Here is a 14,838-nt window from a genome sequence, read left to right on the forward strand (position 1 = left end):
AAAGTACGGTGAATAAATATTCAGCAAAACCGGTCCTCTCTGCTGAATATTCATTACTTCCACTTGACTTTTCGGACAGCCCTTTGCTTTTTTGGAGATATAGTGAGGTGAAAAGCATATAATTATAAATCCGCCACTAAATATAAGTCTATACTTTTTATGAGAATTTCTGTATATTGGTAATTCTGGCATGCAAAATTTCATGATGGAGGTGTTTGCGACACATGTTTCCGGATTTGACCAAGCATCGTTATTATTTAAGAGGGCAGACCATGGATTGGTGCAATCAACTAGCGGCGAGGACGGGGAAATATGAATACACCTGGAACTATGTCTATGATGGGCCATCCGCCGAAAATCGGTTGACGGAAAGACTTGCTTCATTGATTCATGGGAAGGTGCTTGATATGGGCTGCGGACATGGAGAATATGCGGCTCAATGGGCAAGCCTTGCGGAGGAGATCATCGGGTATGACATGACAGAAGGATTTATTGCAACCGCTAATCAAAACCGAAGTTCAAATGCTACATTTGTTGTGGGATACACACACGATGGTTTGCCTTTTCCCGATGATTGCTTTGATATCGCTTACACGAAAAAAGGGCCGACCAGTTGGTACAAGGAAGGAAACAGAGTGGTTAAGCCGGACGGTACGCTTATCCTGTTCCATCCCGGTGACCAAAGCGAGGAAGACGCTACGCTCGCAAGCTGTTTTCCGGGGTTATTTTCTCCACCTTCTGTCGGCACTCCGATTCTGGATCGGATTCAAGAAAGATTGGAAGATAGCGGCCTTGTCGTTATCGAGCAATCGGTATGGCGGGAAAGCGGATGGATACCGACGCCGGAGGATGTATTTGAACTGGTGTGTTTCGGGCAAAGCGATGGTTTTAGGCAATATGTAAGAGAGCAATGCTTCGATGAAATCGTTTCGCAATTTCAAAAGCATGGGAACGATAAAGGCATAAAAACGACAGGCTCTTATTATTTCATTCAGGCAAAAGCAACCTAATAGTAGTTGATCATAGGATGGCTATCCGTCAGGATGGCCTTTTTTTCGTAGAGTGTCCAATAAAGAAGGACAGCTTGGCTTTTTGTCATCAAAAGGAGGCCTTCCGGAAGGCGCGGGCAGAAAAAGCATCGGCGTTACGAAAAAGGTTTCTTTAACGTTAACGGAGGAGATATGGGGAAAGCTGGAGAAGCATTGCGCTACCCATCAACTATCTCGCTCTGAGGCGCTTCGCCAAATGTTGGAGTCCTATTATTCGTCATCCCACTAGGAGGGGAGCAAAAGCCGTGTTGGTTTCAATTACGAAGGATTACCTTGTAAAAGCGCTCCAGCTCGTGTTAAGGGCCGTCTCTACGAATAGCCCGTACCCCATTCTGACGGGAATACACATTCAGGCATTACCGGATGAACTGGTTGTTACGGGGAACAGCTCCAGCATGAGCATTCAATACAGAATTCCGCAAAGGGATAACGCCGTGACCGTCCGCAGAAGCGGAGCTATTGTTGTACCGGCGCGGTATTTTTACGATATTGTTCGAAAATGCGACGATGAGTGGATCTGCCTGGAAATACGGGAGGGACTAATGCTCACGATTACGTCGGGATCAGGAAGAAAAAAATCCGCACCCCTAAAAATGGCATGGATACATAATAGTCTATAAAAAAATTCAATATCAGTCTATATCTTTTTTCAATAAATGGGTATCGTTAATGATGCGACCGCGGCGCAATGGCCTAAAGAATGAAGGAGACGGTACCTATGATTACGCTCAGAACGATAACGCTGGAAAACCGGCGCGCCATGTTTAACCTGGAGGTAACGGAGGAGCAGCGGCAATATGTCGCATCCAATCTGTCCAGCGTGGCTTCCTGTTACGTCCTTGCAACCAATGGAGGACATCCTTTTCCTCTGATCATTTATGCGGATGAGCAGCCGGTCGGGTTTGTGATGCTGGTGTATGGTATAACCGGTTACGATGAACCGTCGTTTGCGGCGGACAACTATTGTATTTTACGTTTGATGATAGACAAGGCGCATCAGAACAAGGGTTATGGACGGCAGGCCATGGCGAAAATAATGGAGTTTATCCGCACGTTCCCTGCAGGTCCGGCGCAGTGCTGCTGGATTCCTTATAAGCCGGACAATCTCGCCGCCAAAAGGCTTTATGAAAGCTTTGGCTTCCGGGATAACGGCGAAGTGTTCAACGGGGAGTGCATTACGGTTTTGCCGCTTTAGCAACAAACAACTATTGGACAAAAGAGATGCTGGAAATGGCCGTGCGGCTGTGGTCCCGATCCTCCTTTACATGTGTCATTTACCATTTAACTGGCATTCACAAGCTGACTAACAAAAGTGAATCCCCGCTGTTGAACATCTGAAAGGATGTTTAGCAGCGGGGATTTTTTTGCTATTTCTCACCGGACATGTCAGCCAGCGATGTTACCAGTTGTTGCCCGATACGCGCGTTACCGAGAAATTCGGGCTTTGGCCCTCGCCGTAAATTGCTTGAAGGCCGGGATTGTTGATCTTCACGTTGGTGAAGCTCGCCCCGCCGAATGCCGGACCTTGGCCCTGCTCGGCGCGCACAACCAGCTTGATGCCATATCGCGACGGATTATTGATGTTGACGTTTTCGATGCGAACGTTCTGCATCGGGATGTTGTTTGGCGACATCGACTGGAACATGAGGCCAAAATAGACCGGGTTGTTAATGTCGACGTTTCGTACAACAACGTTTTTGAAGGCTCTGTCGCCGCCGAAGAACCAAATGGCGCCGAAATTCTGGTAGTCATTGATTTTGTCGTCCGCGCCAACGCTGGTCCAGAAGTCGCCGCCCGTACGGTCAAGCGTTAAACCGTCGATCACGGTATCCTCGTCGCCGAAGCCAAGCGTATTGTAGCCGAAGCTAAGGCTGCTGATCGTCAGGCCCGGGTACGTAAGCGTGTCCGCGCCGTACAGATTTTGATACAGGTTGCCCGATCCGCCGTACACGGCAAAAGCCGCCGCGCGCCTGACGTTTGTGGCCGTCAAGTTTCTGTAGATGTTGCCAACGTTGTAGGAGCCGCCTGAATCAATAGCGCTGAACAGCGCAAACGCGTCATCGCCGGCGCCTCTGGAATAGTTGTTTTCGAGCAGGTTGTAGGACGAGCCGTTTGTCATATTGATGCCGTCCGCAAACGTATTTTTGATCCGATTGTCCTTAAACGTATTATAGGAGGAATTTACGCCCCAATAGAGACAGACAAAATGCTCCGCCCATACGTTTTGTACCGTCACATTTTGCATGCCGTTTCCGTCAATGAACTTGCCCGGGCCGTCGACCCGGTAGATGTAGTTGCCCCATGCGGACAAATCCTTGATTGTGGAGCCGTTTGCGGTGGAGCCGATGTTGAATCCGATATCGGTGTTGCTTTGAATCTGCGGTGCGACAAGTTTAGTGTGCCAAGGCCCTGCCCCGATGATTTCCGTAGCGCGCCCGTAGAGGTAGATTTTGTTGTTCAGCGCCCATTCTCCGGCGGGGATGAAAATTCCCTTTTTCGACGTATCCTGCCTAAACTCAGTTAACGCTTGATCAATCGATTTGGAGGCGGAGACCTCCACATATTTGGCTGGGTCAGGGTTTGCGGCAGGAGGCGCGACATTTTCCGTTTCGATCATGTCCACGTAAATCCAGGCAACATCGCCTGCATCCTTCTGAATTCGGATTTTGGTGCCGGAAGGATATACCTGATCCAGCATAAGCTGCGCATCCTCGTACAGCCAGTAGGCAGTCAAGCCCGCGCCCGGGGAATTGTCGTATCCCAATCGTCCCAGCGTACTTGGCGTCGCGTAAACGTAGGAGAATTTGGAGGACACGGTGAAGTTGCCCTTATCGACGCCATTGGCGTAGATGCTAACCGTACCTGTCGTATTTTCGGCAACCGCATTGCGCAGTACAAAAGCATTGGCAGGAGCCGTCAATGTAAATTCCACGTATTCGCCTGTTGCGTCAAGCAAAACAGCGGACCTTCCCGAAGCTTCGCCTGCATAGTCGCCAGGAATAAAGTTGGGTGCAAGCCGTGTGCCGTTTGTTGCATTGCCCGGGGCTTCGGCCTCCAGAATCGTAAACGGCATGTTCGCTCCGCGGCCCGCATACAGGCTGGAGGTGGATGCGTTATTGGCCTGCTTGATGGGAACTTCGTTGCCATCGGCGGCAATGGTCGTTGTCACGGAGTAGCTGCCGTTAACCGCTGTCCATGTCCCGACGTTTACGTTCACGGACTGCCCAGCGGCAAGCGTGCCGTTGTATGAGCTATTGAATGTTTGAATGGTGGCTCCGGCCCCATTTTTAAGCACGACCGTAATGGGGTGGACGCCGCTTGCGGAAGCGATGTTGCCTTGATTTTTCAAATTGACGCTGAACGTGACGGAGTTGCCTCCGCTTGGATTGCCGGGGTTCCAGGATGTTGTTGCGATCAGATCGGAGCTTGATACCGGAGCAACAACGAGCGGTGAAGGATGAGCGTACGTATTGTTGGCTTCATTTTGCTCGGACACCACATTCCCTTCGTCGACTCTTGCGCTCACGGTATAACTGCCGGCATTTTTTGTTCCGATATTGGCGTTTACTGAAGTCGAACCTCCGGCGGACAAGGCGCCTACAGGCGCGGAACCAACAAGCTCGCTGCCCAGGTAAAAGTTTACCGTTGTAGCGGGCGATCCCAGATTGCCGATATTTTGAACTGTGGCGCTTAGCGTAATGGCGCTAGTCTCCACCGGAGAGGAAGGACTCCATGACATTGAGCTGATCGTCAAGTCGGGATTGGGAGCAGGCGTGCCATAGACCTCGAACTCGGCGATTTGCCCAGCGGGAGCGCCGGTATTGGAAGTAATATGGAGACGAACGGACTTGGCTGTTCCCGTCACCGGAATGGTAACGGTATTGCCGGTAGCGGGATTAAATGTATAGTTTTGCGCCGCAACCAGATTGCTGAACGACGAATTGCTCTGCGTATTGCCAAGCACCTCTATATTCTGTGTCCGCGTGCTCCATACTGTTGCGGGATTCAGCTTGAGTACAATGGAGGACAGATTATAGTTGGCTCCCAGATCAACGGTGAGTTGGCTCGGATTGCTTCCGCCTTCCCAATACGTGGATGAGCTGCCGTCATTGCCATTGGCCGCAATAAACGTATGGACGGTGGAGGAGGCCGTGATTGGTTTGTTTAAGGCGATATTTCCTCCGGGCGGCGTGGTTGGCGTTGGCGTAATGGTGGGCGTGGGTGCAAGTGTTGGCGTTGGCGTAATAGTGGGCGTAGGTGTGACTGTCGGTGTTGGTGTAATAGTTGAGCCGTAAACTTCGAATTCGGACAGCTGCCCGGCAGGCCAACCGGTATTAGCTGTAAAAAGCAAACGAACATAGCGAATCGAATTTGCCGCAAAATTAACCGTGACGGTATTATTGTTCACCGTTGGATGAAAGGAATAGCTGCCGGATGCGGCGAGATTGCTGTAGGTTGAACCGTTCACGCTGCCTTGTACGCTGAATGTTTGCGTGCGGGCTTCCCAGCTTGGAGGCAGCTTCAGCACGATTTGATCAATGCTAACCGTGGAGCCGAGGTCAATGCCAACCCATTGGGGGAACGCATAATTTGTGCTTTCCCAATACGTACTTTGATTACTATCGTTTACGTTGCTGGCGACATAGACGTCGGCATGCCCGCTTGCGGTTACGGTTTTGCCAAGCGCCAGATTGGGGCCGCCGGCTGCCGAAGTGAGGGGAGGATATAGCGGCAATTGCGACAGGACAAGCGTGATTGCAAGCATCCAGATCATGAACAGATTGTGAGGAAGCAGCTTCTTCATTTTCATAGGTAACATAAACACCCTCCTAAGAAATGATATCAGACTATAAAGCGCTTACATTTTGAAATGCGCAAATACTGCTGCTGCCAATCTAACCCCCGCTGCTCTGAGTGTAAAGACACCTCCTGATCCGTATTCGGTATTTTGCGTTCACGATGTACCATAAGCTTATTACAAGGAGGCACACGGAAAAAGATGCGTTTTTACGAAGATTAGGTGTATTTTTATTTTCTTGATGTGCATTTCGTCTGTCGGAATGTATTTTATTTGGAAGGTTTTGTGCAGCTACTTCCCAGTAGAGGGGGGATTACTATATGATAAAGAATGGAATTAAATCGTTTATTTTGAACAGGATGATGCCATATGAAATGGATAAGAAGTAGATTGCCTTTGCTTTTTAAAGATAATGCCGGATCGGATAATTCTTTTATTTTTTATGTGGCACTATCCTTTTTAGTCCTTATACCGATTGCGTTTGTTGGGGCTTTTAAAAATGTATCTTTTTTAGTCTCGTTTGCCTTTTCCAGCTTGTTTTTTACTCTGTATGATATGAAAAGCAAAAAAAGCGGAGTCATGTTGTTTTTCGGCATATTTTTTGCGATAACCATCCCGCAGATCCTTGAACTGAAAGGCATCTACCGGTTTATCAGCAATTTGATCATGAAGACCAATGCTATTTTAGGCTCTGAAATAAGTTCGTCATCAATTGGTAATGCGCTAACTATTGCGAGTTTGGGGTTAGTTTTATTTAGCTTGGCAAACAAAAACCAAACAATTAAAGAAATCAGCGTTGAGAATAAAAGACTTAATGATGTCGTAGAGCTTCAGGAGGACTGGAATTTAAAATTTGAACAAATTAACCAACTGGAAGAAATTGAAGAGCAAATAAACGCCCTTGCAAAAATTATCGAAAGCGAAAAAGATCCATTGATTTTGTCAAGAGCACATTCATTACGAGGGAATGCTTATAGAAAAATAAATATGTTTCAAATTGCATTGGAGGAATTCGAAAAATCAATTGCTCTAAATCCAAATTCGATTACATATGTTTACCGAGGACTTGTGTATAAAAAAATGGAGAACTATGAAGAGGCCATAAAAGAATATACAAGGGCAATAGAACTGGAGCCTAATTATTTCACCGCCTATAACAATCGAGGGAATGCTTTTAACAACAATGGAAATTATGTGGAAGCGATACAAGATTATACAAAGGCTATTGAATTAAAGCCCGATTATGCGCAGGCCTATTATAATCGGGGGATTGCACATAATAAAATGGGAAAACGTGAAAATGCACTAGAAGACTATACAAAGGCAATAGAACTAAAGTCTGATTACAAAAAAGCTTATAACAATCGTGGGAGCGTTTTTAATGATATGGGGGAATATGAGCAAGCAATAAATGATTGTACAAAAGCGATCGAGTTAGAACCTAATGCAGCGGATGCTTATTTTAATCGAGGGATTTCATATGATAGATTGGAAAGACATGAAAATGCGATGCAAGACTATACAAAGGCAATAAAACTAAATTCTGAATATAAAAAAGCTTATAACAATCGAGGCGCTATTTTTTATGAAATGAGGGAGTATGAGCAAGCGAAAAAAGATTTTACAAAAGCGATCGAATTAGAGCCTAATGAAGCAATTGCTTATTATAATCGTGCGATGGCAAATATTAAAATGGAAAAATATGAGCAAGCAATAAACGATTATACAAAAGTGATCGAAATAGAACCTAACGAAGCGGATGCATATTATTATCGAGCCGGTGTCTTTTTAAATCAGAAAAAATATAAAGAAGCGATTAATGATTTTACGAAGGCAATAGAGTTCAAGCCAGATTTTGCGGAAGCCTACAGGGATCGCGGGCTGATGTATGAAAAAATGGGGGAACAAGATAAAGCCATAACTGATTATAAAAAAGCAATAGAAATAGATGAAACTCTAATATCTACGCTTAACCCGCTCATTCTTGACATAACCAAAAGTATGGAGGAAGCATCGGCTGGCAAAGGTGACTAGATTTCGCTAACGGTTTAATTCAAAAGTATTTAAAAATATGAATTATAACTAACAAGCTAGTATCGGTTTTGTATCGGTGCCAGCTTGTTTATGTCTAGTCAAAGTAGGAATTAACCAACCTTTAAAAAGGTAATAATGCACTCCTTTATCGGACTTCCTGAAAAAAACATCGCTTTTGCACTTTCATATAAAATTACATACGGAATGAGTTGCGCATAATGTGGTAATGACTTACGATAGGAAACGGAGAAATTCAGGATCTATCAAGGAATCTCCAGAAGGGTGTGAATGATGACGCAAGCCGCTGAGAAGAAAAATTGGAAGAGGGATATTATTCTCTTCCTGAGCAGTCAAACGATCTCGTTGTTCGGCTCCGCATTGGTTCAATATGCCATTATGTGGTACGTGACGCTGACGACAAAATCAGGCCTTATGATGACGCTGTTTATCATTTGCGGATTTATTCCCACGTTTCTGCTGTCGCCGTTTGCCGGAGTATGGGCGGATCGTTTCAACCGGAAATTTCTGATTATGATCGCGGATGCCATGATTGCTTTTGTGACTCTGATTCTTGCCGTCACCTTTTTGCTGGGGTACAAAGAGCCATGGCTGCTGTTCGTTATCGCCGCCGTCCGGGCTCTTGGGGCGGGTATTCAAACCCCGGCGGTTGCCGCGATTTTGCCGCAGATCGTGCCGGAGGATAAATTGACGAGAGTTAACGGCATTAACGGCTCGCTCCAGGCGCTTATGATGTTTGTTGCGCCGATTGTGAGCGCTAGCTTGCTGACATGGTCAACCATTGAGTTTATCTTTTTCATCGACGTTATAACCGCTGCATTGGCGATTTGCACCTTGTTATTTTTCCTCAAAATACCGCTGCACGAAAAAGCTTCTGAACAACAAACAACGAGTTATTTGGATGACTTCAAAATGGGGTTAAGCTATATCAAAACCCATTCTTTTTTAAAGCCGTTTTTCACCTTTTTTGCGTTTTTCTTTGTGCTGATGGCGCCAGCCGCGTTTTTGACGCCGCTGCAAGTCGCGCGCAGCTTTGGCGAGGAGTATTGGCGTTTGACCGCTATCGAAATCGCCTTTTCCATCGGCATGATGGCCGGCGGCGCGATTATCGCTTCATGGGGCGGCTTCCGCAATAAGATTTTTACGATGGCATTTGCCAACGTCGTAATGGGCATATGTACAATGGCATTAGGTGTAACTCCTGTTTTCTGGATCTATCTGATCTTTATGGGGGTGTTTGGCGTTGCCATACCGATGGCGAATACGCCAACAATGGTATTGCTGCAAGAGAGGGTGGACCCCAATTATATGGGCCGCGTCTTCGGTATTTTCAGCATGATATCGACATCCATGATGCCAATCGGCATGATGATTTTTGGTCCGCTTGCCGATGTAATTGAAATCGAATGGCTGCTGCTGGGAACCGGCTTGCTCATTATCGTTTTGGCGGTAATGTTCATAAGCAACCAACGGCTGGTGGAAGCGGGAAAACCTGTTGCCAAAGAAGCTACGGAGAGCTAGGCTGGAAGCAGAAGCAGAAGCAGAAGCAGAAGCAGAAGCAGAAGCAGAAGCAAAAGTGTATGTAAATGCAAAGAACCTCAATCTCCATTTAAGTGGAGGTTGAGGTCCTTTTTGTGCGTAATGATGCTGAAAGATCATATGTCAGGTTGGGGAAGAAGCCCTGCGCGCTTCGGACATTGGGGCTAAACCAGCTCATCCCTGCGACCGTCGAACATGGAGGCTATACCCTCTCACTTTGAATAAATGATTTCCTCGGAGTTCAACGTAACCGGAGAACTCTCCTTCACGCTTGCCCATCCTCGGCTCTCCATAACAGGGATGGTTTCCGGGGGCATAGTGTCCAGAAGCGGCCCTTTGTTCTTTTTCCATACGTCATAGAGGTAGTAGGAAATCTCTTTCATGCCGGCTTCGACGCCTTGGTCAGGAGCCGGGGCAGCCGTATAGGATTTGATCACGGCCACATCAGCGTTGATCCAGCCGGCGACCTCAAGCGAAGCGTTTTGTTTGTCGCCTGCCGTCAGACTACCGATAGGCTCTCCGTCAGCGTTGAAGAATTGCACCTGCTTAGGGGCTATTCGCAAATAGTCGACATCGATGCCGAGAATCCGATCTTCGTCTTCAGGCGCCAGCTCCATCCATGCGGCATTGCCGGCCGCGCTCCATTTGATTTTGTCCGAAGGCACATTTTGTCCCGCTGGAAGCTCAACCTTGTTCAATGCCGTTCCGTCAGAGCTGTAAAAGGTCAACTTGCCGCTTTCGTCGTCAAAAGCAAAACGTTCCAGAGTCGGCGAAACAAACAAGGATGGCAAACCGGTCGTGGAATGGTTGGGTACCTTGTATGTATTGAGATGAGTGATATCCTTACCGGTCTTCAAATCAAAAATCCATACATTGCCCAGGAAGCTTTGCAGTAGCAATTTTTGCTCATCGATATTCCACTTGTATTGGTAGATGTAATCGTATGTGTCAAAACCAGGCCAAAAGTTTTCCCGAAGTCGTTCTAAGGCGCCCGTTTCCGTATTATAGGCGGAAAGGTGGTAGGCTCCTTCATTTTCGATCAGCTCCGATTCCAGGAACAATATCCGATTATCCGGCAGCGGCAACAACATGTTGTAGCTGTTCATAAAAGCATTGTTCCAGTGGTTATCCGAGTTGTTTAAGGAGTCGCTCCACTTGACTTGAACCTCGTCGGTTCCCTTTTCATGCGCAATGAGAGCGTTAATCGCTTTATGGACGCTGTAAAATAATTGTACGTTATGATAGACGGTACCATTCAGTTCCAAGACGTTGCTGCTATTCAAATGATAGCCATCCCCATCGAAGCCGACAGGTTTTGCCACTAAAGTCCCGTCGCTCTGCCGGACAGTTTGGAAACTCAGCTGATTGTTGGAGATAGTGTTGTTTAAATCTTGAAACAGCAGCTTTTTTAGCTCGTCTGTTATCTCCTTGCTCAGCGAGTACCCGGTATGGCTTTCTTGAGCTTCCATCAGCATAGCTTGATCGCTTGTTTCATCGAGCCATAGAAAAAAGGAGTGTTGGCCGTCTGCCGAAGCTAACTCAAAATGGTAATCAGGCTGTGTTGTATCCAGAATGCCCGCCATTGGCACGGCAGATTGAACGACTCGCTGAAATAAGGCTTTGGTGTTTTCATCGTCAAACGTTTTAATGTTTGTATTGTCAACGGAGCTATGCGAGTTGGCCTTGTTCAGCGTAACTTGCTCGATTTCCTTCGCAATTTTAAAAGGATAGGCTGTTTCGTTGTTATCTGGCCTGTAGGTTACCAGAGCCGAATCGGTTGGTTCAGTTTTATTATCGGGGCCGGAGCATCCTGCCAGCATAGTGGAAGTTGCCAATGCAAGAAGGAGCAGCTTGGTTTTGTTCATAGTGAGCACCTCGTTTCATCTATCCCTACAGACGTAAAAAATGGAATAATGTTGCAAGATGAGAAAATCCTTATAACCTTATGATACGACGGTAATGCAACTGGTCGAGCCATTCCGTCCATTGTATTTCATCTTCATGATGGTCGCGGTAATATACCGAAGTGGGCAAATACGTGTAAAAAGCATTCAGGTTGGCATGATGCGCGCCTCCGCCATCGCCGCCTTTACCGGTGTAGCCGTCGTCCTCCAATGTGGCCAGCTCTTTTTGATAGGGATCGCGCAGAAAGAAAAGACCAAATCCATTAGGCTTCAGTCGATCATAAGCAAGGTTATCCGTCAACATAAAGGAGCGAGCTGGCCTATTTCCGTTGCTGCTTAAGGCAGCACGCCTGCTATGCTCATCATTATGCAAAACCCTCATGGCTTCGCTTATTCCGTCTCCCCAAGGAAACAGTGTTCGGCAACCTGCCCCGTACAGATATTCCCATTCATCCTCCGTAGGAATGTCGAAATCACCATTTATGGCCCAATCGGCCCACTCCTCGAAATCTTCGCTTTTATTAAAGCGATAGACAATAATCTGTTCCCCATCCCGATCCAGACGGCAGTCAGGATAATATTGCCGGTTGCTTTCACGATTTTGGCGAAAAGCCTCCAGCCTTTCGGCAAGCTCACTGTTTTCCGCCTCTTCAATCGTAATTTCGGTCCAGCCGACTCGACAGGGATGCCGCTCCGCCAGCATTGGCTGGATGGAGATTTTTCTAAGTGGCGTTGTTACGCCGCGCAGTCTTTGTTCAGCTTGTTCCAAGGATTCATCCAAAATCATCAAATCCTCTTTTAGAGCTTCGCGTACAACGTTGCTATCCCCGTCCCAGCCTTCCCAGCCTAATGTAATGTCATCACCTGGAACAAATACGAATTCACTTCCTTCAAAAGAGAACACGGCCGTCTCCAACTGCTGCCCATAACGTTCAAAGGTTTCAATTCGTTGAAAGGTAAAGCCGTCGGGTAAGATGTCCCGCAGACTACGTTGTTTTTCCTCAGTGTTCAACCCATTCCACATCGTACGATGTAATTGATTCATCTTGTCCACACTCCTTCTTCTATATGTCGGAAGGAGGGAGAGGTTCCATTAATCGGAAAGGACAGACTATTTTAGCGAGGAAGTACAAACAATCAATGTTGCAGAAATGGCCTCTTTCTTATATCCTTGTAAAACAATATGAATTTAAGGGTATTCAAAATAAGAAACTCATGCTATAGTATTTTTGTAATTAAAATTACAAGTTGACGACAAGGAGTGCCATGTCGAAGAAAAAGAATACTGCCGTATTATCGATTCGGCTCCAAGAAGAAGCCGTTAAAGCTGTTGATTTGCTCGTTGAATCGGGGCTGGAGTCCAATCGCTCCAGAGCTGTCGCCCATTTCGTCAATGTTGGGGTGCAGGCCTCCCATGAATTGCTGCTTCGCGCTCGCGAGCAAGCCGATAATTTGCTGCGGCTGCGCAACGAAATGCTGGAAGCCGTCAAGCTGCGCGACATCGGGAAGGTAGACGAGTTGATCAGCCGAGACGCTACTTTGATCAACGCCAGCAACCAGAAGGGGGAAACGCCGGTTCTATTGGCTGTATTCCTTAGGGCCAACGATATCAAGGAACTGCTGCTGCAAAAAGGATTGGGCAAGCTGAATGTGTTCGAAGCAGCCGCCGTAGGATACACATCCCGGCTGAAGGAGCTGCTGGACCAGTCGCCTGACCTGATCGATAGCTACGGCTACGACGGATTTCCGCTGCTTTCGTTAGCAGCGCATTTTGGCCATAGCGAGGTTGTGGAGCTGTTGCTTGAGCGGGGCGCGAATATACATGCCCGGAGCCGCGACGGCAGCTTGAACAACCTGGCCATCCATGCCACGATCTTTGGCGGATACGGCCACTTGGTTGACTTGCTGATTCAGAAAGGCGCAGACATCCATGCCCTTTGCGAAGGAGAGCTGCGAAAAGGCTACAATGTGCTGCACGTGGCCGCTTATTTTGACAAGCCCCTGCTGATTCAGAAGTTTATTGGCTACGGAGCCGACAAGTCGGCGGTTAACGGCATTGGGCAAACCCCTCGCGAGCTTGCTTTGTCACTGGGGCATGCGGCTTGCGCCGATTTATTGTAAGTTCATATACAACTCGACCGGACAGACGGAGAGACGCTGCAGGATTACAAGCGACTTTCGTGTGTCTTTTTTGTCGTATCCAAAGGAGAGTGGAGAAGAAATGAAATACCGGAAATTAGGAAAAACAGGGCTGAAGGTTTCGGAGGTCAGCCTGGGCACCATGGCATTTGGCCGCTGGATCGGCGAAGAAGACTCCGGCAAGGTGCTGGATGCGGCATTGGACGCCGGAATCAACCTGATCGATACCGCGGATGTGTACGGAAGCGGGATGGATACGGGAGACCGGTCGTGTTTTGGCGAATCGGAGGTTCTGCTGGGGAAGCTGCTGCGCGGGCGCCGAAACGATATCCTGCTGGCAACCAAATTTCATGCCCATGTGGGGCCGGGCGTCAATGACGGGGGACAAAGCCGATACCATATCTACCGCGCGCTCGAAAATAGTCTGCGTCGCCTGCAAACCGACCACGTCGATTTGTATCAGGTGCACTCTTTTGACCCCGAGACGCCGCTTGAAGAAAGTCTTCGGGCGCTTGACGATTTGGTCAAGCAAGGGAAGATCCGTTATCTGGGCTGCTCCAACTATGCGGCTTGGCAGCTGGCGAAGGCGCATGGCATTAGCGCGCTGCACGGCCTGCATCGCTTCGAAAGCGTTCAGCCTGAATACAGTCTCATTACACGCGGGATCGAGCGCGAGCTGGTGCCGTTTGCTGAATCGGAGGGGGTTGGCATCATCAGCTACAGTCCCCTGGGTCGCGGCATTCTGAGCGGCTAATACCGTCAAGGGGAGACGCCGCCGCCGGATTCCAGATTAGCGTTGGGCGAAAAGCGGCTGGAGCTGCTATTGGACGCCAACCCGGCTTATGCTTTGGTAGACTCAATCCGTCCTCTAGCCGAGTCGAGAGGGTGGAGCCTGGCGCAGCTTGCGCTGGCGTGGGTGCTGAGTCGTCCTTATGTATCGTCCGCTATCCTTGGGGCCTCGAAACCGGAACAAATCACGGAGTCGCTCCGGTATGTCAATCAAAAGCTGGATGCGGGCGAGCTGAAGGAAATCGACGATATTTCTCGCAAACTGGGACTGCTTCAGTCGTAATCCTATGAGCCTCATAGACCTAAAAGCCTCATAAACTTGTGAGACTCACAAACCTATGAGCCTCAAAAACCCAAGAGCCTCAAAAACTTGAGGGACTCACAGTCCTAAGAGCCTCATAACCCTGGCCTTACAGCGAGGTCATCTTTTTCTATCTTTTAATGTATTTTCTATCTTTCAATGTATCTTTCTATCTTTCTGTGATCTCGTTCCGGGTCTAGGCCTTTGTTGAGGTAGAAGTTGAAAATGAAAATGAAGTTATTCCTGCACTTATAATTCCTTGTTATC

The 14,838-nt window shown here is 47.7% G+C and carries 10 protein-coding genes and 1 pseudogene; 8 read left to right on the plus strand and 3 right to left on the minus strand.

Annotation, left to right across the window (positions count from 1 at the left end; all coding sequences use genetic code 11):
- Positions 1–224: 224 nt before the first annotated feature.
- The 4 genes from ACX93W_RS19585 to ACX93W_RS19600 all read left to right on the plus strand — a co-directional run bounded on the left by ACX93W_RS19585 (position 225) and on the right by ACX93W_RS19600 (position 2,244).
- A complete protein-coding gene (locus tag ACX93W_RS19585) occupies positions 225–1,010 on the plus strand; it encodes a class I SAM-dependent methyltransferase (RefSeq protein WP_459394066.1) in 786 nt (261 codons plus the stop codon).
- A gap of 82 nt (positions 1,011–1,092) precedes the next feature.
- Entirely contained in the window at positions 1,093–1,278 is a 186-nt protein-coding gene (locus ACX93W_RS19590; protein WP_459394067.1) for a ribbon-helix-helix domain-containing protein, read from the plus strand.
- Between the two features lie 16 nt (positions 1,279–1,294).
- Complete coding sequence (locus ACX93W_RS19595) at positions 1,295–1,669, plus strand: hypothetical protein (RefSeq protein ID WP_459394068.1); 375 nt, start codon at positions 1,295–1,297, stop codon at positions 1,667–1,669.
- A 98-nt stretch (positions 1,670–1,767) separates the two neighbouring features.
- Positions 1,768–2,244, plus strand: coding sequence for a GNAT family N-acetyltransferase (locus ACX93W_RS19600; RefSeq protein WP_459394069.1), 477 nt, complete (start codon positions 1,768–1,770; stop codon positions 2,242–2,244).
- Positions 2,245–2,448: 204 nt separating this feature from the next.
- Here the strand turns inward: ACX93W_RS19600 and ACX93W_RS19605 are convergent, their stop codons facing one another.
- Entirely contained in the window at positions 2,449–5,868 is a 3,420-nt protein-coding gene (locus ACX93W_RS19605; protein ID WP_459394070.1) for a CARDB domain-containing protein, read from the minus strand.
- A 348-nt stretch (positions 5,869–6,216) separates the two neighbouring features.
- Between ACX93W_RS19605 and ACX93W_RS19610 the strand changes: the two genes are divergently transcribed.
- Positions 6,217–7,881, plus strand: coding sequence for a tetratricopeptide repeat protein (locus ACX93W_RS19610; RefSeq protein ID WP_459394071.1), 1,665 nt, complete (start codon positions 6,217–6,219; stop codon positions 7,879–7,881).
- Positions 7,882–8,169: 288 nt separating this feature from the next.
- On the plus strand, positions 8,170–9,420 hold the full coding sequence (locus ACX93W_RS19615; protein WP_459394072.1) for an MFS transporter: 1,251 nt from the start codon (positions 8,170–8,172) through the stop codon (positions 9,418–9,420).
- Between the two features lie 230 nt (positions 9,421–9,650).
- Here ACX93W_RS19615 and ACX93W_RS19620 read toward each other — a convergent pair whose 3' ends face one another.
- The gene (locus ACX93W_RS19620) at positions 9,651–11,303 is read right to left on the minus strand and encodes a hypothetical protein (protein WP_459394073.1); all 1,653 of its coding nucleotides are present in this window, start codon (positions 11,301–11,303) and stop codon (positions 9,651–9,653) included.
- Positions 11,304–11,373: 70 nt separating this feature from the next.
- Complete coding sequence (locus ACX93W_RS19625) at positions 11,374–12,387, minus strand: hypothetical protein (RefSeq protein WP_459394074.1); 1,014 nt, start codon at positions 12,385–12,387, stop codon at positions 11,374–11,376.
- Between the two features lie 221 nt (positions 12,388–12,608).
- On the opposite strand from ACX93W_RS19625, the gene ACX93W_RS19630 reads away from it, so the two are divergent.
- Positions 12,609–13,463 carry an ankyrin repeat domain-containing protein gene (locus ACX93W_RS19630; RefSeq protein WP_459394075.1) on the plus strand — a complete coding sequence of 285 codons (855 nt, stop codon included), beginning with the start codon at positions 12,609–12,611 and terminating at the stop codon, positions 13,461–13,463.
- Between the two features lie 100 nt (positions 13,464–13,563).
- Positions 13,564–14,553: pseudogene (locus ACX93W_RS19635) on the plus strand (aldo/keto reductase).
- The last annotated feature ends 285 nt before the right edge of the window (positions 14,554–14,838 follow it).

It is taken from the genome of Paenibacillus sp. CAU 1782, assembly GCF_054551715.1.